This is a genomic window from Aquimarina longa SW024, assembly GCF_001401755.1.
In the GTDB taxonomy this organism is placed as follows: domain Bacteria; phylum Bacteroidota; class Bacteroidia; order Flavobacteriales; family Flavobacteriaceae; genus Aquimarina; species Aquimarina longa.
Window position 1 is genome coordinate 25,364 of record NZ_AVQK01000024.1, and the last position, 24,542, is coordinate 49,905.

23 protein-coding genes are annotated in these 24,542 nt (G+C 30.6%); 14 read left to right on the forward strand and 9 right to left on the reverse strand.

Annotated features, from left to right (window positions below; translation table 11 throughout):
• Nucleotides 1-10 precede the first annotated feature (10 nt).
• Together N456_RS05525 and N456_RS05530 are read left to right on the forward strand one after the other, a co-directional pair.
• Entirely contained in the window at nucleotides 11-1,474 is a 1,464-nt protein-coding gene (locus tag N456_RS05525; protein ID WP_062054759.1) for a glutamate synthase subunit beta, read from the forward strand.
• 245 nt (nucleotides 1,475-1,719) lie between these two features.
• On the forward strand, nucleotides 1,720-2,178 hold the full coding sequence (locus tag N456_RS05530; protein WP_062054761.1) for a tRNA (cytidine(34)-2'-O)-methyltransferase: 459 nt from the start codon (nucleotides 1,720-1,722) through the stop codon (nucleotides 2,176-2,178).
• Between the two features lie 42 nt (nucleotides 2,179-2,220).
• Here the strand turns inward: N456_RS05530 and N456_RS05535 are convergent, their stop codons facing one another.
• Both N456_RS05535 and N456_RS05540 read right to left on the reverse strand, forming a co-directional pair.
• Nucleotides 2,221-2,916 (reverse strand): spermine/spermidine synthase domain-containing protein, encoded by a 696-nt coding sequence (locus tag N456_RS05535; protein ID WP_062054763.1) that lies wholly within the window; start codon nucleotides 2,914-2,916, stop codon nucleotides 2,221-2,223.
• A gap of 73 nt (nucleotides 2,917-2,989) precedes the next feature.
• Nucleotides 2,990-3,388, reverse strand: coding sequence for a GlcG/HbpS family heme-binding protein (locus tag N456_RS05540; RefSeq protein WP_062054765.1), 399 nt, complete (start codon nucleotides 3,386-3,388; stop codon nucleotides 2,990-2,992).
• Between the two features lie 232 nt (nucleotides 3,389-3,620).
• Between N456_RS05540 and N456_RS05545 the strand changes: the two genes are divergently transcribed.
• From N456_RS05545 to N456_RS05570, 6 genes are all read left to right on the forward strand, one after another.
• Nucleotides 3,621-5,660 (forward strand): GEVED domain-containing protein, encoded by a 2,040-nt coding sequence (locus N456_RS05545; RefSeq protein WP_062054767.1) that lies wholly within the window; start codon nucleotides 3,621-3,623, stop codon nucleotides 5,658-5,660.
• Between the two features lie 852 nt (nucleotides 5,661-6,512).
• On the forward strand, nucleotides 6,513-7,304 hold the full coding sequence (locus N456_RS05550; protein ID WP_148639205.1) for a hypothetical protein: 792 nt from the start codon (nucleotides 6,513-6,515) through the stop codon (nucleotides 7,302-7,304).
• Nucleotides 7,305-7,323: 19 nt separating this feature from the next.
• Nucleotides 7,324-8,373, forward strand: a complete 1,050-nt coding sequence (locus N456_RS05555) for a S41 family peptidase (RefSeq protein WP_148639206.1) — start codon at nucleotides 7,324-7,326, stop codon at nucleotides 8,371-8,373.
• A gap of 236 nt (nucleotides 8,374-8,609) precedes the next feature.
• Nucleotides 8,610-8,954: a hypothetical protein gene (locus N456_RS05560; RefSeq protein WP_062054773.1), complete on the forward strand. Its 345-nt coding sequence runs from the start codon at nucleotides 8,610-8,612 to the stop codon at nucleotides 8,952-8,954.
• A 9-nt stretch (nucleotides 8,955-8,963) separates the two neighbouring features.
• Nucleotides 8,964-9,623, forward strand: a complete 660-nt coding sequence (locus N456_RS05565) for a hypothetical protein (RefSeq protein WP_062054775.1) — start codon at nucleotides 8,964-8,966, stop codon at nucleotides 9,621-9,623.
• 29 nt (nucleotides 9,624-9,652) lie between these two features.
• Entirely contained in the window at nucleotides 9,653-10,231 is a 579-nt protein-coding gene (locus tag N456_RS05570) for a Crp/Fnr family transcriptional regulator (protein WP_062054777.1), read from the forward strand.
• A 100-nt stretch (nucleotides 10,232-10,331) separates the two neighbouring features.
• Here N456_RS05570 and dnaN read toward each other — a convergent pair whose 3' ends face one another.
• From dnaN to porX, 7 genes are all read right to left on the reverse strand, one after another.
• Complete coding sequence (dnaN, locus tag N456_RS05575) at nucleotides 10,332-11,450, reverse strand: DNA polymerase III subunit beta (RefSeq protein WP_062054949.1); 1,119 nt, start codon at nucleotides 11,448-11,450, stop codon at nucleotides 10,332-10,334.
• 221 nt (nucleotides 11,451-11,671) lie between these two features.
• Entirely contained in the window at nucleotides 11,672-12,247 is a 576-nt protein-coding gene (locus tag N456_RS05580; RefSeq protein ID WP_062054779.1) for a DUF1572 family protein, read from the reverse strand.
• 119 nt (nucleotides 12,248-12,366) lie between these two features.
• Nucleotides 12,367-13,398 (reverse strand): FecCD family ABC transporter permease, encoded by a 1,032-nt coding sequence (locus N456_RS05585; protein ID WP_062054781.1) that lies wholly within the window; start codon nucleotides 13,396-13,398, stop codon nucleotides 12,367-12,369.
• On the reverse strand, nucleotides 13,399-14,544 hold the full coding sequence (locus N456_RS05590; protein WP_082422444.1) for an ABC transporter substrate-binding protein: 1,146 nt from the start codon (nucleotides 14,542-14,544) through the stop codon (nucleotides 13,399-13,401).
• A 171-nt stretch (nucleotides 14,545-14,715) separates the two neighbouring features.
• Nucleotides 14,716-15,918 carry an alanine dehydrogenase gene (locus tag N456_RS05595; protein ID WP_062054783.1) on the reverse strand — a complete coding sequence of 401 codons (1,203 nt, stop codon included), beginning with the start codon at nucleotides 15,916-15,918 and terminating at the stop codon, nucleotides 14,716-14,718.
• Between the two features lie 95 nt (nucleotides 15,919-16,013).
• Complete coding sequence (gene tsaE / locus N456_RS05600) at nucleotides 16,014-16,415, reverse strand: tRNA (adenosine(37)-N6)-threonylcarbamoyltransferase complex ATPase subunit type 1 TsaE (protein ID WP_062054785.1); 402 nt, start codon at nucleotides 16,413-16,415, stop codon at nucleotides 16,014-16,016.
• Between the two features lie 135 nt (nucleotides 16,416-16,550).
• Entirely contained in the window at nucleotides 16,551-18,101 is a 1,551-nt protein-coding gene (gene porX / locus N456_RS05605; protein ID WP_062054787.1) for a T9SS response regulator signal transducer PorX, read from the reverse strand.
• A 145-nt stretch (nucleotides 18,102-18,246) separates the two neighbouring features.
• Here porX and N456_RS05610 point away from each other — a divergent pair, with 145 nt between their 5' ends.
• From N456_RS05610 to N456_RS05635, 6 genes are read left to right on the forward strand one after another with little or no spacing between them, the layout of a single operon-like run.
• Nucleotides 18,247-19,476, forward strand: a complete 1,230-nt coding sequence (locus tag N456_RS05610; protein WP_062054789.1) for an HD domain-containing protein — start codon at nucleotides 18,247-18,249, stop codon at nucleotides 19,474-19,476.
• A gap of 24 nt (nucleotides 19,477-19,500) precedes the next feature.
• Complete coding sequence (gene lpxD / locus N456_RS05615; protein ID WP_062054791.1) at nucleotides 19,501-20,526, forward strand: UDP-3-O-(3-hydroxymyristoyl)glucosamine N-acyltransferase; 1,026 nt, start codon at nucleotides 19,501-19,503, stop codon at nucleotides 20,524-20,526.
• Between the two features lie 10 nt (nucleotides 20,527-20,536).
• On the forward strand, nucleotides 20,537-21,925 hold the full coding sequence (locus N456_RS05620) for a bifunctional UDP-3-O-[3-hydroxymyristoyl] N-acetylglucosamine deacetylase/3-hydroxyacyl-ACP dehydratase (protein WP_240315489.1): 1,389 nt from the start codon (nucleotides 20,537-20,539) through the stop codon (nucleotides 21,923-21,925).
• A 13-nt stretch (nucleotides 21,926-21,938) separates the two neighbouring features.
• Complete coding sequence (gene lpxA / locus N456_RS05625) at nucleotides 21,939-22,721, forward strand: acyl-ACP--UDP-N-acetylglucosamine O-acyltransferase (protein WP_062054796.1); 783 nt, start codon at nucleotides 21,939-21,941, stop codon at nucleotides 22,719-22,721.
• A 48-nt stretch (nucleotides 22,722-22,769) separates the two neighbouring features.
• Nucleotides 22,770-23,336 carry an elongation factor P gene (gene efp, locus N456_RS05630; protein WP_062054798.1) on the forward strand — a complete coding sequence of 189 codons (567 nt, stop codon included), beginning with the start codon at nucleotides 22,770-22,772 and terminating at the stop codon, nucleotides 23,334-23,336.
• 27 nt (nucleotides 23,337-23,363) lie between these two features.
• Nucleotides 23,364-24,302 carry a UDP-3-O-(3-hydroxymyristoyl)glucosamine N-acyltransferase gene (locus tag N456_RS05635; protein WP_062054799.1) on the forward strand — a complete coding sequence of 313 codons (939 nt, stop codon included), beginning with the start codon at nucleotides 23,364-23,366 and terminating at the stop codon, nucleotides 24,300-24,302.
• Nucleotides 24,303-24,542: the final 240 nt, after the last annotated feature.

Genomic DNA, 24,542 nt, shown 5'->3' on the forward strand with positions numbered 1-24,542 from the left:
GATATTGGACATGGGAAAGATAACCGGATTTTTAGAATTTGAAAGAGAAATAGAGCAGTACAGACCTGTAAAAGATCGTATAAAAGGATATAAAGAGTTCACGGTAGAGATGCCTGAAAAAAAACTTAAAAACCAAGGAGCACGATGCATGGATTGTGGTATACCATTTTGTCATAGTGGATGCCCACTAGGTAACCTAATCCCTGATTTTAATGATGCTGTGTATCGTAGTAAATGGGAAAAAGCAGCACGTATCCTGCACTCTACTAATAATTTTCCTGAGTTTACTGGACGATTATGTCCAGCACCATGCGAAGAAGCTTGTGTATTAGGAATAAATGAAAATCCTGTAACAATAGAGAATATAGAAAAAAATATTGTCGAACAAGCTTTTAAAAATGGTTGGATTAAAGCTAACCCACCAAAAGAGAGAACAGGTAAGACAGTAGCAGTAATAGGATCAGGACCAGCAGGTTTAGCTACAGCTCAGCAATTAAATCGTGCAGGACACTTGGTTACAGTTTTTGAAAGAGATGAAAAAGTAGGAGGATTATTACGTTATGGTATTCCTGATTTTAAAATGGAAAAGCATATAATTGATCGTCGTGTTACTGTTTTAGAAGAAGAAGGTATTATTTTTAAAGTTAATACTCATATTGGTAAAGATATTAAAGCAGATCAATTAAAGCTAGATTTTGATGCAGTTGTATTATGTACAGGAGCTACAGTTCGCCGTAATTTACCAGTAAAAGGATCAAATCTAAAAGGAGTAGTCCAAGCAATGGACTTTTTGCCTCAGAATAATCGTAGAGTAGATGGGATTAAAGATTTAGGAGAAGAAATTTTAGCGACTAATAAAGATGTCATTGTTATAGGAGGAGGAGATACTGGGTCAGATTGTATTGGTACTTCGGTACGTCATGGAGCTACTTCTGTAATTAATTTTGAGATTATGGGTAAAGGAACCATAGAACGTCCAACAAACCAACCCTGGCCATTTTGGCCTATGCGTTTACGTACCAGTTCCTCGCATCAAGAAGGAGTAGAGCGTAATTGGAGTATTTCTACCAAAGAGTTTTTAGGAGATGAAAATGGAAACTTAAGAGGAGTAATTACTACACAAGTAGAATGGGTAAAAGTAAATGGACGGTTTACATTAAAAGAAGTTCCTAATACAGAGAAAGAATGGAAATGTGAGTTAGCACTATTAGCACTAGGGTTTACAGGATCAGAACCTACAATAGCAGAGCAATTAGGTATTGATATGGATGCAAGAACTAATGTTAAAGCTACAGAAAAAGACTATACAACTACTGTAAAAGGAGTTTTTGCAGCAGGAGACACTCGTAGAGGGCAATCACTGATTGTATGGGCTATTGCTGAAGGAAGACAAGCAGCATACCATGTAGATACTTTTCTAATGGGTACTTCTAATTTGCCGCTTAAAGGAGACGGAGATTTACCAAGAGTATAAAAATAATACTAGTAAGGTTTATATTATATTTATTTTGTATAAATACTCTTACTCATTTTTGTTACGAAAAAGAGCCACTAATTTTATATTAGTAGCTCTTTTATTGGTTTAAAGAATAATGAAAAATAATATCTCTTAGATCACCTCATTTCATAATATATTAATTTTATAAGTATAGAGAAGAAATATAAAATTATCATGGTATCTTTGATTGTTTGATTATACAATAAAAAAATAGGTTATATATGGGATATAATATTGTATTAATAGAACCAGAAATCCCTACTAATACAGGGAATATAGGACGACTTAGTTTAGCTTCAGGTTCTACATTACATTTAGTAAAACCATTCGGATTTGAGATCAATGACTCTAGATTAAAGAGAGCAGGATTAGATTATTGGAAAAATATTTCTTTACATATATACGAGAGTATAGAAGATTTTTTTTCTACACATACAGATAAGAATATAGTATATCTTTCTAGTCATGGAAAGAAAGAATACTGTTCTATTGATTATAAAGATGATATGTTTCTTGTTTTTGGAAAAGAATCTGTAGGTTTACCTAAGAGTATTATTGATAAAAATTCAGATAGATTATATAAAATACCAATTTATAGTGAGCATATTAGAAGCTTAAATCTAGCCAATGCTGTTAGTATAGTGGTTTATGAAGGAATAAGAGTTTTGAATACAAAATAATAGAATAAGTTTTTTTAGTAAAAACATATAGGTCTTGTTATTTTAAAAAGATAGAGATTCTACAGTATCGTTAGGTAGAATATTGCTGTATTTTTTTCCAATCAATAAAGTATTGGTACCCTGAACTTGATTATATTGTATAAAATCAATATCTGGTTTCACTAGTGATTTTAGGTGTTTAATAGCCGAATTTTCTATTACATTTATTCCTGCATTAAATACTACGTACCCATCTACTTTTACCAGAGGAATCAAATTTTTCCAAAAAGTATTTTGATAAAACTGTTTAGGAACTTGGTTGTCTATAAAGATATCTATAATTATGATTTCAAATTGTTTTTTACACTGTCCGATATAAGAGAATGCATCTTCACAGTTGATTTCTAGATTATGATTATGAGTAATATTAAATTCATCTTTAGCAATTTTAATCACAACCTCATCAATCTCAATTGCGGTTATTTTACCTTGATGGTTAAATTTATTTCTAAGACTATGTATAATGCTCCCCCCACCAAGCCCTAATAGTAAAATTTCACTTGTAGTAGGGATCTCTATTTTAGTGAGTCCGTAGGTGAGTAATTTTTGTAAAGATCCATAGGAGTAGTTCGCGTTTTGACTATCAAGAACTTTCTTTCCATTCATCCATGTAACTTCTAATGTGCCATTAATTTTGGAAGACACCTCTTTTGTAAATGGCCATAGGTAACTTACTATTTTTTTTATGAATTTTTGCATCAGAATATACCTGTTGATATAATAAAGGTAATATATCAACAGGCATGTTGTTGATATTGTAAATGTGTAATTGTTATAGTGCTAGCGCTCCAGTTTCTGCCACTGTATGATCATTTTCTACACTACTTCCACTAACTCCTATGGCACCTATTATTTCTCCTGATTCATTTTTGATAGGTACACCTCCAGGAAAAGTAATTAACCCTCCATTAGAATGTTCTATATTGTATAAAGCACCACCAGGCTGAGAAAGTTCTCCGATAGTTCCGGTATTCATATCAAAAAAACGAGCAGTTTTTGCTTTTTTAATAGAAATATCTGTTGATCCAAGCCAAGCTTGGTCCATACGAGCAAATGCAACAAGATTAGCTCCTGAATCTACTACTGCAATATTCATTTTTGTGTTAATCGCTATAGCTTTTTCTTTTGCCGCTATAATAACTTTTTCTGCTTGTTCTAGAGTAATATTCATGATTTATGTTTATGATGATTAAGATTCAAAATTAAAGGTTACTGTTTGATTTTTGAATGTTTTTTTAATCTAATTAATTTTTGGGAGTTGTTTTCTCGAAGAGATATGTACACTCTTACTCTAAGAACTAGCTTTTATACATTTATATAAACCTTCAATACAATCGGTCAAAATATTTTGTTAGCGTTGTTGTTATTTTGCCATTTCATTAACTAAATTAAATATATCAATAATGAAAAAAATAATAGTATTATGCATGTTAGTCTTCAGCAGTTTAATTTCTTTAAAAGCTCAAGAAACAAAAGATAGCTTTTTACACACAAGATATACCTCATATTCTGAATTTTTTGCAAATATTCTAGGTGCTTCTCATTTATTAAAAGTTCCTAGCACTTTTGAGAATGGAGAATATATTTTAAGAGATACAGAACGTAATATTGTAGTTTTAATAAATGGCAAAGAAATAAGAAATAAGAATAACAAATGGGGTACTGAAATAAGAGAAGTTTTAGATAAAAAAAATGCTATATATGAGGCATATTGGGCAGTGCAGAAAGCTTATGATTATTTTGAAGAAAAACTTGGTTTTACCCCATTCAATGGTGAAAAATTAACAATAACAACAGGAGAAGGAAATTATATTTCAAAAACTAGAACTATTGAGGCAGCCAACCCTAATTCATCCACTTTAGATATTGTTACTCACGAATTAGTTCATGGTATTTTGATAGATAATTTTGGTGAATCAATAGGAACGGGTCCTGTTGCAGAAACATTTTGTGATTTTTTTGGGATTTTTGCAGAACATCGATACAAACCCTATAGTCGTCTTTGGCTTATAGGAGATGAAGCACGAGTGATTAGAAATCCTAAAGAGCCTTTTAGTGTAGATGTAAATTTTAGTGGCCCTAATTATAAAGGGGTTCATGAATTAGGAAAATGGTTGTACATCAGTACAATGGGAGAAAAAGGGGTAAATCGTAATGGAAAACAGTATGAGGTTAATGGTATAGGTTTTGCACCCTTAGAAAAATTGTTTTTAAAATTAATAATGGATAAAGATAGTTTTTCTAAAATCGGAATAAGAGAAAATTTTCGTCCACAGGTTCTAAAATCAGCAATCGAAATGTTTGGTGAAGATTCTGCAGAGGTGATTGCTATGACTAATGCTTTTTTTGCTATTGGATATGGGGAATCTCACTCTAAAAAAACGAATATAGGAAAGCCAATAGATAGTCAAAGCCCTAGTAAACCAAGAAATCTTTCTAGAAATACGAGAAAAGGTCCGGTATTCTTAAAATGGAATAGTAGTTCTGATAATGTAGGAGTTACTGGATATAGTATTTATTTAGGAAAAAAACTTATTGGGCAAAGTAAGGTTAGTAGTTTTATTATTCCTCCATATGTTTTAACTAATGGAGATTTAGTGTTTAGTGTTGCAGCACATGATTTAGCAGGTAATTTGTCTGAAAAAGCAAGAATTGTTTTTGAATCGAATAAGTTAGATGATATACATTGTAATATTGATATTCCTGTAAGTGAAAAACATAAAATTAGTAACATAAAAATAGGTGATTTTGAAAATACTTCTAATGATAGTAATGGTTATAGCGATTTCACCAATAAAACCATTTCTTTAAAACCTGGTTCACATAGAATAGAGATCACTACTAATGATGCTCTTTCTGAAGAAGACCTTAAAAATTATGAATCTCCTAATATTTTTGTATGGATTGATTTTAACAGAGATACTATTTTTGATGAAGGAGAATTGATAGTTGATGCAGATTTATGGTATTTAGAGGATGAAGAAAATTCATTTGCTGGATCTGAAAACCCTCAATTTTTTAAGAATTTTTCTATACCAGAAGAGTTAGTTAAAAACAAACCGATGCGAATGAGAATAAAATATATGTTTGGTGTAAATGATACTACTAAAAACACTCCTTGTTCAGCATTCGATCAAGGAGAGGTAGAGGATTATCTACTCGAAATAAAGGATGCTGACCCTGAAGACACGAAGCAAAAGAAATTGGTTATTTTTCCTAACCCTGTTTCTACGTTTGAGTATATTAATATAAAAGGAAAGAGCTTAACCAATAGTTCTTTTACTATTATTGATGCTCGAACAGCAGAAGAAGTTGAGCAAGGTGTGATAAAGAATAATATTATTAATCTAGGAGATCTGTTCTTGGATCAAAGTACTATATATATATTAGTTGTTGTTACACAAAATGGAGAAAGAATAACAAGTACTTTTCTTACGAAATAATAATGATTTATAACAGTATTTAGCGAACGAAAAAAAACCTTTTTCTTTATCGAGAAAGGTTTTTTTTGATTTTTTATAATGGTAGTGTTTAGTCCAAAAGATGTTCAGAAGGATCAAAAAGATGTTCCATTTAACTCTAAGAGTACAATTTTTAATAGTATTGGTTAAAAATTTAGCCTTAGAGGTTAAAAATTTAAGGTAAAGAGTTAAACATTTAACTCTTTACCTTAAATTTTTAAGTTCACTAGCTAAACACTTCGTCTAAAAGACCCATCAGAAGGTCTCTGAGGTCTTCTGATGAGGTTCTGTCATTAAAATTTGGATAATGATTGTTAAACGTTTAGCCTCGGTTAGCCCCTTGTAGGAATATTATTAAATCTTTTTTAGGCTAACTAGAATATTTGCTTGAACACAACATTTAATGTTGACCCTAAATTCATTTCTTACGCTTACTTCTTATCATATTTAGAAATTATAAAATGTTAAAGTTGTACGACTTTAAATCTATTTATTTTTTAATAATAGTCTGTTTTTTAGATAAAATTTACTGATAATTTTTAACCAAAATTTTACTCTTTACCTATTGATAGTCAGAGGTAAACTCTATTGTTTGTCTTATTTATGAGGTAGGTGATAAAATTAGTAATCTCTGAGATATACTAAGTAGAGTTAAGAATATGATCAGTCTATAACAAGAAAAAAAATAGGGAATTCTTAACTATAACTGTTGTATTATCGAATCATTTTATGAACTAAGCACTAGGTTTATATGAAGAGTATCTTTTTTTGATCTGTACTTCGTTTTTAGGTATAAAAAGACAATATTTTATAAATTAAGATTTCAATAAAAATATGAAGAAGAACTATTTTATTTTAGTTATTATTATAACGAGTATGTCAAAACTCTGCGCACAAAAAACGAAATATTTTTTTGCAGGTGTAGGCGGTAGTTTAACTACTTTTCAAGACACTAAATATTCTGATGTAAGATATAATGGATTAGGAAGAATAATTGAACTGGGATACCAAAGAGAAACTCTAAAATCATTGTACGGGATTAATTTAGAATTAGTGCAATCAAAAGAAAAACCTTCTACTCATAATGCTACAATAGTAAAAACTACTAATGCTAAGTTACAAGCTAAATATTTATATGGTATCAAAGAAAACTTCTTTGTTGGATTGACTTGGGATGCTTTGAATGTGTATAAAAAAAGATTTAAAGGTTTAGATAATGGTAATATTTATATTATTAATGGAGGGAGTGTATGGCTTTCGAGTATTTATGATTATAAAAAGATTCGTATTGGATTGGATATAGGGTTAGCATCTTATTTTACAGAAGGAACAGGATTTAGTTATTCAGCACCGCAAGATTTATTAGAAGAAGGAGAATTTAATTACCAAAATGAAGCATTAAATAATCTTATGTCTTCTAGGTATCATAAACTACAAACCATTCCTAAACATTTAGAAATTCGAACAAGTATTCGCTATCAATTTCTTAAAAGATTTTCTATTGCTTATAAATGGCATTTTAGAAAATTTTCAGAAGTTAAAAATTATCCTGTTACTTATGGGATTCATTCCATCTCTCTGAGATATAACCTGTATTACCGTGTAAAAACAAAGAAAGGTGAATAACAAGAAAAAAAAAGGTATAATGAAACAATTGAAAATAAGTATATTAGTGTTCTTGGTGTTATTTTGTTCTTGCGAAAAAACACTAATGGAACCAAATCCAGAAACAAATGCCTTAGCGATATTTGATGAATATTCAACTTTAGTAAAAGAAAAGTATGGGATGCTAGCATATAAAAATGTAGATATAAATGCTTTGACAAATGCTCTCAGAAAAAAAATTAATGAATCGACCAGTAAACAAGAACTTTTTAAAACACTAGGAACGATTACTGAAAGTTTACGAGATGGACATTCTATTATAATAGAAGATAAGTCAGATAAGAATAGTATGTATACTGGGTTTTCTCCTATGGAAGGATATCCTAAGAGTATAGATATTGTTAATATTTTATTGCCTCATTATATTGGTAAAGAAATTAACCCAGGGATAAAAGTATTGGGAAGAAATTTAATAAGAGGTAGAGCAATTTGGGGTACTATTCCATCAAACAATAAGATTGGGTATTTAAGAATCCCTTCTTGGGCTGTAGCGATTTCTGATGATGAAATAGAACGAATATTCAAAGATTTAAAAAATACTAAAGGTCTTATTTTTGATATGCGACTTAATTCTGGAGGAGATCCGGCTCTAGCAACAAAATTTGCATCATATTTTATAGATAAACCGATATATACTGGGTATGAAAGATTTAAAATAGGACCAGGTCCAAACGATTTTTCTAATAGTGAGGTTACATTAAAACCATCTGGTAGTAAAAATAATTATTTAAAACCAGTGATGGTTTTAACAGATAGATATGTATATAGTGCTTCTACGACTTTTTTATATTCATTAGTTCCTAACAAAAGAATAAAAACTGTAGGGCAAAAGACGGGAGGAGGTAGTGGATCAGTCATAGATGGTTATTTAGCAAATGGATGGTATTGGAGTTTATCAGTTAGTGAATTTATTGATGCACAAGGAAGACATCTAGACGATGGAGTAGATCCTGATATTCCTGTAAAATTAAATTTAGAAGATACCACAAAAGATGAAGTTATTGAAAGAGCAATAATAGAGCTACAATAGACTAATTAGTGTATTATTTAATGAGTCAAAAAGACAATACCAATTCTATTATAAAAATATGATAGAATTGGTATTGTTGTTTTATATTGAATATTTAAAGAAATGCTAAACTCTTTTTATGTATTTTTATCATGATATTAATTGTTTTTTAACCAACTGAATGTTCTGTCGTATAGCTCAATACATATTAAATGAATAGTTGTAGTTTATAATAAACTAAAAAAAAAACAAATAAAATGGACGGGAAAGATAAAGCTACGTGGAGTGAAAAATTAGAGCTATATGATCAATTAGTAAATAAATGTAAAAGATTTAAGAGAAAAGGAAAAACAATGCCATATACCTCTGCAAATGGATATATGTTTTCTCTTCTAAATAAAAATGGAGAATTAGGAATACGATTTGCTAAAGAAATTCAGAAAAAGTATATTGAAGAATTTAACGCTACATTATTTAAATCTTATAATGCAGTAATGAAAGGATATGTTTTAATCCCAGAAAAAATGTTTGAAGATTTAGAGCAACTATCTATATACTTAAATGAAAGTTATGATTATGTAATGTCTCTTAAACCAAAGTAATAATCTAAAATGAATATAAAGTTTTGTACAGTTTTTATTCTGATTTTAATAAGTTTATCTTTTACATTAAAAAATGAAAGGATAGAAAAATTAAAACCAATTAAGATTAAGTGGGTTAATAATTTGGAAGGAGATTTTTCATTTAAAGAGAGTTGGAGTTATCAAGAAGGGGTGTATAAAAACCAGTATGGACAATTGAGTTGTGATGGAATATGTCCGATAGAGATAGATTTAATGATAGATCAGAATGGAAAAATATATAAAGATTCTCTTGAAGCATTTTATAAAATTATAGATACGACTCATATTCCATATTCATTGAAATCAGAGAATAGGATGTATGAATATTCTGGAACTAATTTTATTAGTTTTACAAAGTCATCAGTAGGGGAGATAAAGGGAAGATCAGCTAATAATGTTTCGACTCATAGTAGTTTGCATATAGAAATAACAAATGATTTTTGTGTAGTGTGGGTTGATTTTAATAGTATACGAGATTTAGGAGAGCATATTTTTCCATTAGAAGAAGGAGTAATTGTGATTGATAAGAAATTATTTGATGAAGGGATTGTAAAGGCAGTTTTTGATTTTAAGTTTAAAAATAATTTAGATGCTAAAGAAGAACTCTTTTGGAAAGGAAAAATTTATAGCATGATTAAGAATGAATAGAGAGTATTGTCATAAACTTAGTATAGTATATGAAAAGTGAATTATTAGAGTTTCTTTTAAGTTTTCCTTCATTAAAAGAAGAAGAAGCAAAAGAAATTGCAGAAATTATTACTGTACGCACTTTTAAAAAAGGAACAGTTCTGCTTAAAGAAGGACAGATTGATGATAAATGTTATTTTGTTTTAAAGGGGTGTATAAGACGTTATTCTATAATAGATGGAGAAGAAAAAACAACTTCTTTTTTTACAGAAAAACAAGCAGTAATATCTATTACAACATACACCAAACAACTGCCGTCTAATCATTATTTATGTTGTATAGAAGACTCTATAGTGATAGAAAGTAACTATGAAGAAGAGCAAGGAATGTATCAGGAATATCCAAAATTAGAAGCAATTACACGTACTATGATGGAGCAGAACTATAGTAAAACCCAAGAAAATTTTGAATCATTTATTATTTCTTCTCCAGAAAAACGATATATTAATTTGTTAAAAAATCGTTCAGAATTATTAAATCGAGTTCCACAGCATCAAATAGCAAGTTATTTAGGGATGGCACCAGAGTCATTAAGTAGAATTAGGAAAAGAATTTTTTCAAAAAAATAATTAGTACACATTTAGTTTATTTATCTAAGTTAATTAAACCAAGAATCCAACCATATGCACATATGATTGGATTCTTAAATAAAAATATATTCTGTTATAATTAGCTATTTAACATTACAGGCATCACTAGCATAGTTACATGTTCCCCTTCATCTAATCCATCAGTAGGAGTAAGAATCCCTGCTCTATTAGGTAATGACATTTCTAGCTGTACTTCATCAGCATTAAGATTTCCTAACATTTCACTTAAGAATCGGGAGTTAAACCCAATTTGCATATCATCACCTTGGTAATCACATGTTAATCGCTCTTCAGCCTTGTTAGAATAATCAATATCTTCTGCTGATATGTTTAATTCAGCCCCTGCAATCTTTAATCGTATTTGATGTGTTGTTTTGTTAGAGAAAATAGAAACCCTACGTACAGAGTTTAAAAATTGTGTGCGGGTTATCGTTAATTTATTAGGGTTTTCTTTTGGGATTACGGCTTCATAATTAGGATATTTACCATCAATTAATCTACAGATTAATTGGGTGTCATCAAAAGAAAATTTAGCATTAGCTTCATTATATTCAATTAATACTTCGCTGTCACTTCCTGCCAAAATCCCTTTTAATAAGTTTAATGGCTTTTTAGGCATAATGAACTCAGCTGATTGAGAGGCTTTGATATCTTCTCTTGTATATTTAACAAGTTTATGAGCATCTGTTGCTACAAATGTTAAACTTTCTGTAGAGAATTGAAAAAATACACCGCTCATTACAGGTCTTAGATCATCATTACCAGTGGCAAAAATAGTTTTACTTACAGCAGTAGCCAGAACATCACCTAATATATTAGTAGCACTCGGATCTTCTAATTCTACAGCTTTAGGAAATTCTTCTCCATTAGCATATGCTAGAGCATATTTACCATGATTAGAACTAATTTCTATTGTGTTGTTATCTGCTGCAACAAAAGTTAAAGGTTGTTCAGGGAAAGTTTTAAGGGTTTCTAGTAATAATTTAGCTGGTACTGCAATAGTCCCTTGGTCAGAAGATTCAACTTCTAGTTTTGCCGACATGGTTGTCTCAAGGTCAGAAGCAGAAACAGTCAATGTATTATGGTCTAGTTCGAATAAAAAATTGTCTAAAATGGGTAAAGTATTACTATTACTAATTACCCCTCCTAATACTTGTAATTGCTTAAGTAAATAAGAACTGGATACTATAAACTTCATCTGTTTTTCTTTATTGTTTTTTAGTTGTGATATAGGGTTCACCGTAATATATTAGTGTTGATTCTAATCGTACTATAACGGCTCGTTGACTAATATATGTTTAATTAATTAGGTACAGTTTTACGCAAATATAATTGTAATCTACGTGGATTTTGTTATGTAGAAAACCTTAGTTATTAACAAAGCAGAAGGAGTTATTGACTATTTTAATAATTCACTTTTTAATTAGGATTTCTCTTTATAAGCTTGTCTGTATAATGTGCTTTATGTTTTGGAGTAGAAAAACGTTTTTTATTATAAGCAGATGATTCTCCTTTAGGAATAGACAGGCTTTGCCATTCTTTACCAGAAATCATTTTTCCAACATATACGATTTGTCCAATATGATAAGAGTAATGTGCTAACTGTCTATTAATAGCTTCTGTAATACTATGTTCGATATTACGAATATAAATGGGGTGATTAAAATTGTCTTTAGTGATACTCTCCAAGGCTTCAAAAAGACAGTCCCAACCATCATTCCATTTGGCAAGGAGTTCTTCTTTAGTTGTAATATCATTTTCAAACTCGGCATCTCGTTTTCGCCATTCTTTTTCTCCATCAGTAGTTAAGAAATTGGTCCATCGAGATTTCATATTTCCCCAGAGATGTTTTACAATAATTGCTATATTGTTACTGTCTTCAGTATATTGCCAAAAAAGTTTGTCATCAGGGAGCTGAGCTATTGTTTTATCTCCTAAAGATTTATAATACTTAAACTGTTTTTGTATTCCTTCTATATATTCAAGAGAGTTCATTTAATAAATATTTTTGTCCTAAAGATAAGATTTTAAACTATAATGACTTTATATAACAAAGACTGTTAACAATTATTATTTCTGTAGATGATTGAACGTAGTATTCTTAATTGAAGAGATTAAAATATCATTTTTCGTTTTCGAATTAATAACCATATCACTACGGGTGCACCAATTAATGATGTTATGGCATTAATAGGAAGTGTATATTCACTAGTAGGTAATTGTGCAATACTATCACATAGTAACATGATAATACTTCCTAGTAGTACTACTGCAGGAATTAAAGTTCTATGATCAGAAGTATGAAACAATTGTCTGGTTAGATGTGGAACAGCCAATCCAATAAAAGCAATAGGTCCAGCAAATGCAGTACTGCTGCCAGCTAATAAGCCCGTAGCAATAATAATAAGGAATCGACTTTTTTTGATATGTAATCCAAGACTTCTGGCATAGTTTTCTCCTAAAAGTAATGTGTTAAGAGGTTTTATAGCTAAAACAGCAAGTATGATTCCTAATAGAGAAATACCCAAAAATAAAAATACTTCATTCCATGATAAATTTCCTAGGCTTCCAAAACCCCAGAATATATATTTTTGTAATTGAAATGCAGGAGCAAAATAGGAGAGCACACTTACAATAGCTGTTGTAATGCTTCCAAACATAAGACCAATGATTAGTATTGCCATAGTATCTCTTACTTTAGCAGAGACAAGCATTACCATAAAAAGTACTAATATACTGCCTAAACTAGCACCAATAATTAGCCCCCATTTTGAAACTAGAAAAGAAGAAATTGCTACTCCAGTGAATGTACTTCCTAAAATTAGTATAGCTACCCCAAGGCTTGCTCCAGAGCTTATACCTAATACAAAAGGTCCTGCGAGAGGGTTTTTAAATAGTGTTTGCATTAATAGCCCAGATACACCAAGTCCACTACCTACAATAATAGCAGTTATAGCTTTTGGTAGTCTATAGTTTATGATAATATGCTTCCATGATTCTTTTTCTACAGTGTTACCTATTAAACTACTCAATGTATCGATCCACGGAATGTATACTGACCCTAGACTGATATTTATAATAAAACAAATAAGCAATATTAGGGTGATCCCAATAAAAATATGTTTATATGATTTGTCTGGAATCAATTAGTTTAGTTTTTCAAAAAAATAAGGTTCATAATTAGTTAATAGTTCTGGATGGGCAATTTTTATGATATCTTTTAAAATTAAATCAGGTCGCATAGGACCTAGTTCATAATATAGTAAGCCTCCTTTAGCACCTATTTTTAATGTTGAAGAATATACGGCTTTATTTTTAAAAGCATTAAATAAAATATACCTATGATTTTTTTCTTTGAGTTGATTTAATGAAGTAGCATTCCCTGATCCTATCCATAAATCTGCATTTTGAGCTTTTTCTAATACATTTTCAAAATTTAGAGAAAGGCTTCCTGTTTTTTTGTTAGTTGCCCATAAGTATTTTGTGTTAGCATCTTTTAAAAACTGAGCGATAAAACTATTTCCCCCAGGAACATACCATGTATCTTTAAACATGCTACCAGATAAGACAGTAGGAGAAGAGGTTCTGTTTTTTGCTAAAGCAGAAGCCTTCTTATACTCTTGTTTAATTTTCTTAAAAATTTCAGAAGCCTCTGTCTCTTTACCAAAGAATGCAGCAATAAATTTTATCCATTCTGCTCTACCTAATGGATGCTTTTCCATCCACGAACCATTCATTACCACAGGAATCCCCATTTTCTGTATCAGATCATAAGCTTTGGTGTCACCTGTAGAAGAAAAACCGATAATCAATTCGGGAGAAAGATCGAGAACTACCTCAGTATTTAAATTAAACTCTTTGCCTAATTCCTTAATCGTACCATTCTCTATCAAAGTACGCGTCTTTTTTGAAGAAATATAATTTGTATGTGGGAACCCAACTAATTTTTTTTCTAAATTCATGTATTCTAGCATAGGAATATCTGTGGTAGACGTCACAACAACTCTTTCTATTGGTATTTCAATAAATACTGCTTTGGGGAATTCCAAAGGTTTCTTTGTTCCTTTAGGGTATATTATATAAGTAAATTCTTCTTTCGTATCGGGCCATGGAGTAGTAACCTTAATTTCTTTATAGCCTTCTTTATGATTTTTAATAGTGAAACCAGATGCATACTCAATCTCTTGAGGAGTCATACTGACTGTTGTTGTAGGTGGATTTATATCCTTTGTCGTCTTTTTACAAGAAATACTTAGAAATAATATTATAGAAAAGAAAAGGGGGTAACGCATATAAAAACATTTTTGTAAAAATAGTAAATCAAACTAAGTTTATAGTAGCGTTAATCCATTTTATAGTATATCAGATAACCTCAAATGAATAACCATTTTGGCTAATTCATTTGGGATTATTGATTGTAGTTTTGTTCTGTATATTAGTATGTGTTTTTAAAGATTTATTTTTTATAAGATGAGCAGATTAATGTCTCTATATGCTAGATCAAACCAATCTGCAATAGGCTTACTGGTTAAAATCCCATGATAAAAATATAACCCATTCTTAAGCCCTCGATCAAATCGTACAGCATTTTCTATTCCTCCTTCTTCTCCGATTTGTAATAGATAAGGTGTAAAAATATTACTGATAGATAATGATGATGTTCTTGCATAGCGAGATGGGATATTGGGAACACAATAATGTAGTACACCATATTTTTCAAAAGTAGGATGATCATGAGTGGTAACTTCACTAGTTTCAATACATCCACCCATATCAATACTAACGTCAATCACTACAGCTCCTGTTTTCATACGTTCTACCATAGCTTCTGTAACTATTATTGGAGCACGGTTTTTTCCTCTTATGGCACCAATTACAACATCACATCGACGTAATGCTTTTAATAAATTTTTTGGTTGGATAGTAGAGGTATATAATGGACGACCAACATTAGTTTGTATGCAACGAAGTTTAGTAATAGAATTGTCAAAAACTTTTACATTAGCTCCTAATCCAATAGCAGAACGAGCAGCAAATTCGCCAACAGTACCTGCACCAAGAATAACAACTTCTACAGGAGGCACTCCGCTAATGTTACCCATCATTAATCCCGACCCTAAAGTTGTAACGCTGCTCATAAGTTCTGAGGCAATTAATACAGCTGCTGTCCCTGCAATTTCACTTAATGCTCTTACAGCAGGATATGCACCATCTGCATCACGAATAAATTCAAAACCTAAGGCTGTAATTCTTTTTTTAGCAAGTGTTTTAAAATATTTTTTTGATTGTGTTTTGAGCTGCAATGCAGAAATTAATACAGTTTGCGGATTTATATGCTCTAGCTCTTCTATAGAAGGAGGCTCTACTTTAAGAATAATAGGGCATCCAAATACTTTACTTTTATCATTAGTAATTTCTGCACCAGCTTCACTATAATCACGGTCAGTAAAACTAGCTCCTATTCCGGCATTGGTCTCTAATAATACTCGATGACCATGAGTTGTTAATGCCGCAACAGCATCAGGGGTTAGACATACTCTTTTTTCTTGATAATGAGTTTCTTTTGGTATGCCAATAAAAAGTTTTCCTTTTTTACGAGCTACTTCGATCATTTCTTCCTGTGGAAGTAACTGCTCTTTAGTAAAAGGAGATTTTTGTGTATTCATTTGTGTAATATTCTTTAACTCAAATTACGAATAAAAAAGTCAAGAAAACAAATGAGAATGTTTATTAGATGTTATAATTTTTATAATTTACATTTTTAAAACGAAAGAATTCTTTTCTCATTATCGACTATATCTATTTTTATATCAACACTATTTTTTGGTAATAGTTCAGAAATTTTTTCAGGCCATTCTATAAATATCCATGCTCCAGAGTCTAAATATTCTTCAAAACCAATATCATAAGCTTCTTCTTCGTCTTTTATTCTATAAAAATCAAAGTGATAAATCAGACCATTAGTACTGTCATATTCGTTTACAAGAGCATATGTAGGACTAGAAATAACATCTTTTACGCCTAGATGCTTACAAATTTCTTTTATTAGAGTAGTTTTTCCAACTCCCATTTCAGCTCTGAAGAGGAGTACTTTATCAGTTATGTTAGAAACTACTTTTTTAGCTACATCGGGTAGCTCTTGTAATGTATATTCTATTGTCATTTTTTAACGCGATGTTCTAAATATAAAATTAGCAGAAAATTTTAATTCCTCATAGAAGATGTAATTCTATGAGGTTTGTTTTAAAATCATAATATTTTTTAAGAGCTATACTTCATGAGTTTACTCATAGATTGGTTATCTAGGTTTTAGAACGATAAACGGAATTACCATTTCCTCTAAAGAAACTCCACCATGTTGGTATGTGTTTCTGTAATAACCAACATAATGGTTGTAATTATTAGGATATGCAAAGAAATAATCTCCTTTTGCAAAAATAAAAGAACTACTCATATTTATTGATGGTAGATGTACTGATTTTGGATCGGTAGCTTCTAAAACTTCCTTTTTTTCATAAGTAAGACTTTTACCCGTTTTGTATCTTAGATTAAGACTCGTGTTTTTGTCACCTATAACTTTAGATGGATTTTTTACATTTATAGTTCCATGATCTGTAGTTATAAGTAATTTAAAACCTAGTTGTTGTGCCTGTTGAATCATTTCTAATAGCGGAGAGTTTTTAAACCAACTCTGAGTTAATGATCGATATGATTTGTCATTAGATGCTAACTCTTTAATAACTTCCATTTCTGTTTTACTATGAGAAAGCATGTCTACAAAATTATACACTACTACTGTTAGATCATTATCTTTTAGTCCTTTAAAGTTTGCAGCTAAGGTTTTACCCGATCTTTCATTAGTAATTTTGTAATATTCATGTTTAATGTTTAATCCTAATCTCTTTAATTGATCAGTTAAAAAATCATTTTCATGCATATTTTTTCCTCCTTCATCAGTATCATCTAGCCAAAGATCCGGATGCCTTTTTTTCATTTCTGATGGCATAAGTCCAGAAAAAATAGAATTCCTAGCATACTGAGTTGCAGTTGGTAAAATACTACAATATGGGGTTTCTTGCTCTTTTTTATAGTAATTATTTATGATAGGTTCAAAAGCTTTCCATTGATCATAGCGTAGGTTATCAATTACAACCAAAAGGGTAGGCTGATTTTTACTTATTTCGGGAACTACTTTTTCTTTAAATAAAGTATGAGACATTATTGGAGCCTCATGATTTCCATCAAACCAATTAGGATAGTTTTTATCTACAAATTTACAAAACTGTGAGTTAGCCTCTACTTTTTGTGACTCTAGGATTTCAAACATTCCGGTATCTTCAATGTTTTCTAGTTGTAACTCCCAATAAATTAATTTTTGATATAAATCACACCACTCTTCATAAGAATTAACCATGGACATATCCATTGCTATTTTCCTAAATTCTTGTTGGTAGTTAGAAGTAGTTTTTTCTGAAACTAAACGAGAGTTATCCAAGTTTTTCTTTAAGCTAAGAAGTATTTGATTAGGATTAACAGGTTTGATAAGGTAATCAGCAATTTTACTACCAATAGCTTCTTCCATTATATATTCCTCTTCACTTTTGGTAATCATTACTACAGGAATACTATCTTGCTTTTCTTTAATTTCTGACAATGTTTCTATTCCAGAAAGTCCAGGCATATTCTCATCCAAGAATATAATATCAAAATTGTGATCGTCTATGATTTCTAAAGCTTCAGTACCGCTTTGACATTTAGTTACTTCATAATTTTTCTTTTCCAAAAATAATATATGTGGTTTGAGAAGATCAATCTCATCATCTACCCAAAGGATCTTTATTTTACTCATTAATTTTTTTAATTTTATTGTTTGTTAACTTAAAATATAACTTAATTCTTTTTTTTTTGACAAAAATCAATAACATAAAATCATAGAGAAATAGTCTATATGCTTAGCATATATGTATATTTGCTGCTGTAAAGATAAAACGAACTTGAAAAAAAGAAATAAGCTCAAAATACTAAACGACCCAATTTACGGTTTTATTACCATACCAAATGAACTAATTTTTGATCTCATAGAACATAAATACTTTCAAAGGTTACGTCGTATCTCTCAGATGGGGTTGTCATATTTAGTGTATCCTGGAGCTCATCATACTCGATTTCATCACGCTTTAGGGTGTATGCATCTTATGCAAAAAGCAGTAAGAGTTCTTCGTTTTAAAGGAGTTGACATTTCTGAAGAAGAAGAAGAAGCACTTTATGTAGCAATATTATTACATGATATTGGTCATGGTCCTTTTTCTCATGCAATGGAACATAGTATTGTAAATGAGATTAATCATGAGTCGATTTCTCTGATGTTTATGGAGAAAATTAATAAAGAATTTAACGGGAGTTTAACGTTAGCTATCCGGATTTTTAAAGGAGAATATCATCGTAATTTTTTACATCAACTGATTTCTAGTCAATTGGACATGGATCGATTAGATTATTTAAAACGAGATAGTTTTTATACAGGTGTATCAGAAGGTAATATTAATAGTGAACGATTGATTACAATGCTTACTATTGTTAATGACGAACTGATGGTAGAAGAAAAAGGGATTTATTCGGTAGAGAAGTTTTTGCTAGCGAGACGTTTGATGTACTGGCAAGTGTATCTACATAAAACAAGTTTAGTGGCAGAGAACTTGTTGATTAGAGTGCTACAGAGAGCTAATGAATTAGTAGATAGGGGAGTAAAATTAAAAGGAAGTAGAGCATTGACATTCTTTTTAGAAAATAAAATTATAGCAGAAAACTTTACATCAGAGGTTTTAGAAACTTTTGCTAGATTAGATGATTATGATATTATTTCGGCAATGAAAGAGTGGTCCACCTCAGAAGATTTTGTGTTGAGCACGTTATCTTCTATGATAATTGATAGGGATTTGTTAAAAATAAAGATTAAGAAAAAACCTTTTCAAAAAAACAAAAAAGAAAAATATATAAAAGAGTTTACAGAGAAGTATGAAATTACTGATGAAGAAGCTCGTTATTTTGTTTTTGATGGAACTATTTCAAATCAAGCGTATCATCCTAATAAACAAAATATAAATATATTATATAAATCAAGAAAGATAGTAGATATTGTTAAGGCAACGGATCAGTTTAATCTTGAAGCATTATCAAAACCCGTAACCAAATATTTTATGTGCTATCCAAAGTACAAACATTAATACATTTTTTATACTTTTGCTAGAATGATTTTTACAGCCACACAAATTGCGGGTATTTTAAACGGAGAGATCGAAGGAGATGAAACCGTTGAAGTATATAAACTAGCCAAAATAGAAGAAGGGACAAAAGGTTCATTAACCTTTTTGTCGAATCCTAAATATACACAGTATATCTATTCTACTAATGCATCGATTACTATTGTAGATAAAAGTTTTGAACCAGAGACTGCGATTAAATCTACACTTATTAGAGTGGATGATGCATATAAAGCTTTTACTCAGTTATTAGAATATTATAATATGGTTAAAATGAATAAAGCAGGGATAGAACAACCTAGTTTTATTTCAGAAACAGCTATATATGGTGATTCTATCTATTTCGGAGCATTTTCTTATATGGGAGATAATGTTAAGATTGGTGAAAACGCTAAAATTTTTCCTAATGTATATATAGGAGATAATGTAACTATAGGAGATAATGTAGTTGTTTTTTCTGGAGCTAAAATATATTCGGAAACAATAATTGGAAATAATTGTGTAATTCATAGTGGAGCTATAGTAGGAGCAGATGGTTTTGGATTTACTCCTAATGAAAAAGGAGAGTATAGTAAAGTTCCTCAGATAGGAAATGTTATAATAAATGATAACGTTGATGTAGGAGCAGGAACCACTATAGATAGAGCTACGTTAGGTTCTACGATAATACATAATGGTGTAAAATTAGATAACCAGATACAAATAGCTCATAATGTAGAAATAGGAGAACATACGGCAATTGCTGCTCAGACAGGTGTAGCAGGATCAACTAAGATAGGTAAACACTGTCTAATAGGAGGACAGGTAGGTATTGCAGGACATCTTATTATAGGGAATAATGTAAGAATCCAAGCACAGTCAGGTATAGGTAGAAATGTAAAAGATGGAGAATCTATTCAAGGATCTCCTGCTTTAGGATATTCAGATTTCAATAAATCTTATGTACATTTTAAAAACCTTCCTAAGATTGTAGATAGAATATACGAATTAGAGAAAAAGAAAAACAATAATTAGTAGTATTGTGATAAGCAAACAAAGAACAATTAAAAAGGAGATAAAGCTTACAGGAGTAGGTTTACATACAGGAAAAGAAGTAAGTCTTACTTTTAAACCTGCACCAGAAAATCATGGATATGCATTTTGCAGAATTGATTTAGAAGGAAACCCTATAATAGAAGCAGATGCTAATTATGTTGTGAATACACAGCGCGGGACTAACTTAGAAAAAAATGGAGTTAGTATCCAGACTTCTGAACATGTTTTAGCTGCTTGTGTAGGATTAGAAATAGATAATCTTTTGATAGAATTAGATGCGTCTGAACCACCAATAATGGATGGTTCTAGTAAATTCTTTATAAAAGCATTAGAACAAGCAGGTATTGTAGAGCAAGAAGCAGAAAGAGAAGAGTATATTGTAAAAGATGTCATCTCTTATATAGATGAAGAATCAGGAAGTGAAATTATAGTGATGCCTTCTGATGTATACCAAGTAACAGCTATGGTTGATTTTGGTACTAAAGTATTAGGTACTCAAAATGCTTCACTAAAGAATTTATCAGATTTTAAAAAAGATATCGCAGATGCTAGAACTTTTAGTTTTTTGCATGAATTAGAAATGTTATTAGAACATGGTCTAATTAAAGGAGGAGATCTAAATAATGCTATCGTGTATGTGGATAAAGAATTAAGTCCAAGTACAATGGAAAAACTTAAAGTAGCATTCGGAAAAGAGTCTATTACGATAAAACCTAATGGTATTTTGGATAATCTAACGTTGCACTATCCAAATGAAGCTGCACGTCATAAGTTATTAGATGTAGTAGGGGATTTAGCATTAATAGGAACAAGAATTAGAGGAAAAATTATAGCAAATAAACCTGGGCATTATGTAAATACCCAGTTTGCAAAAAAACTTTCAAAAATTATAAAAATAGAAAAACGTAATAAGGTTCCTCAATTTGATCTTTCTAAAGAACCTTTGATGGATATTAATAAGATAATGAGTATGTTACCGCATAGACCTCCTTTCTTATTAATAGATAGAATTTTGGAAATGTCTGATAAGCATGTGGTAGGTCTTAAAAATGTAACTATGAATGAACCATTTTTTGTAGGACATTTTCCTGGAGCTCCAGTAATGCCAGGAGTACTTCAGATAGAAGCAATGGCACAGACGGGAGGTATTTTAGCATTGAGTACCGTTCCAGACCCAGAAAATTACCTCACTTATTTTATGAAAATTGATAAAGTAAAATTTAAGCAACAAGTATTGCCAGGGGACACTCTTATATTTAAATTAGAATTAATCACACCTATTCGCAGAGGTATTTGTCATATGCAAGCTTTTGCTTATGCTAATGGTAAACTAGTGACCGAAGCAGAACTTATGGCACAAATAGTAAAATCAAAATAACAATAAAATATAGATGAATCAACCTTTAGCATATGTTCATCCAGGCGCAAAAATTGCCAAAAATGTTGTAATAGAACCTTTTACGACCATACATAATAATGTAGTAATAGGAGAAGGAACTTGGATAGGTTCTAATGTTACCATTATGGAAGGAGCACGTATTGGAAAAAATTGTAATATTTTTCCAGGAGCAGTTATTTCAGCAACTCCCCAAGATAAAAAATTTAATGATGAAGATACCATAACCGAAATTGGAGATAATACTACAATTAGAGAATGTGTAACAATCAACAGAGGGACCACAGACAGAATGAAAACCAAAATAGGAAAAAACTGTTGGATTATGGCATATTGCCATATTGCACATGATTGTATTGTTGGTGATAATTGTATATTTTCTAATAATAGTACATTAGCAGGACATATTAATGTTGGTGACTATGTAGTTTTAGCAGGTATGGCTGCAGTACAACAGTTTTGTAGTATTGGTAATCATGCATTTGTTACAGGAGGGTCATTAGTACGTAAAGACGTTCCACCTTATGTTAAAGCAGCTCGTGAACCATTATCATATGTAGGAATTAATTCTATAGGATTACGTAGAAGAGGTTTTACGACAGATAAAATAAGGGAAATACAAAATATTTACCGAATTTTGTATCAGCAAAATTATAATAATACTCAAGCAGTAGCAATTATCGAAGCAGAGATGGAAGCTACTCCAGAACGTGATGAAGTTTTAGAATTTATTAAAAATTCTCAGCGAGGAATCATGAAAGGATATTTCTCTAATTAAAGAGAAATTAAAAGAGATAAAATAAATAGGAATAAGAAAGAAATAATAATGGCAAGTACTAGCGATATTAGAAATGGATTATGTATTAAATATAATCATGATATCTATAAAATTATAGAATTTTTGCATGTAAAACCAGGAAAAGGACCTGCGTTTGTACGTACAAAACTAAAAAGTGTTACTACAGGAAAAGTAATTGATAACACATTTTCGGCAGGTCATAAAATAGAAGATGTACGTGTAGAGACTCATAAATTTCAATATTTATATGCAGAAGGAGATGACTTTCATTTTATGAATACAGAAGATTATAATCAAATTACATTACAAAAATCTGTTTTAGATGCTCCTGGTTTATTAAAAGAAGGAGAAGTCGTAACTATAATTATTAATTCTGAAGATCAAATGCCACTTTCTGTAGAGATGCCTGCAAGCGTAATCTTAGAAGTAACTGCTACAGAGCCAGGAGTTAAAGGTAATACAGCGACTAATGCTACAAAACCTGCCACTGTAGAAACAGGAGCAGAAGTAATGGTTCCTCTTTTTATAAATGAAGGAGATAAAATTAAGGTAGAGACCGAAAAAGGTACTTATAAAGAAAGAATAAAAGAATAATTCATTTTCATATCCTGATTCCTTAGAATGAAATTCCCTCAAGCGCATACTTTACAGCAAATTGCTACTATTATATCTTCAGAATATGTAGGAAACTCTGATTTTCCTGTTTTAGGAATGAATGAAATTCATGTAGTTTCTCCAGGGGATATCGTTTTTGTTGATCACCCTAAATATTATGATAAAGCGTTAGATAGTGCTGCTACAGTGGTTTTGATTAATAAAAAAGTAGATTGTCCGGATGGTAAAGCATTGTTAATATCCGACGATCCATTTAGAGATTTTAACCTACTTACTAAGTATTTTAAACCATTTCAGAAAGCTAATTCCCTGATATCAGATACTGCAAAAATAGGAGAGAATACAGTCATACAACCAGGAAGTTTTGTAGGTAATAATGTAAGTATTGGCGATAATTGCTATATTCATGCCAATGTAAGTATTTATGATGATACAATCATTGGTGATAATGTTACAATACATGCAGGTACAGTTTTAGGAACCGATGCTTTTTATTATCAGAAAAGATCAAACGGGTTTGATAAATTAATTTCAGGAGGACGAGTTGTTATAGAAGATAATGTAGATTTAGGTGCCTCATGTACAATTGATAGAGGAGTTACCGGTGATACTAGAATAAAAGAGGGTACTAAAATAGATAACCAAGTCCAAGTTGGTCATGATACAATTATCGGAAAAAAATGCTTGATTGCTTCTCAAGTCGGTATTGCAGGTTGTGTAGTTATTGAAGATGAAGTAACTATATGGGGACAAGTTGGAATTACCAGCGCTATTACAATTGGTAGTAAAGCTGTTATTTCTGCACAATCAGGAGTTAGTAAATCTTTAGATCCTAATAAAAGTTATTTTGGAACTCCTGCAGATGATTTTAGAAAAAAATATAAAGAGATTGCTTCTATAAGACAAATTCCTGATTTAATAGAAAAACTTAAAAAGAATGAGTAAAACAGTGAGATTCGCTTTTGTTTTTTCTAGTAATTAGACTCAATAGTACTGATATTACTAATATTTATACTTTTTGAAAGTACTTGCTTTATATCATTATAATATACGAAACCCGAATTGACATAGCATAAATTAAGAATCTTATAGTAAACTCACTAGGTATGTTCCCGAAAAGATATTTTAAACCTTTTCTTAGGATATTGAACCTTCAACGATAAATTAAATGATGAAACATTCTCA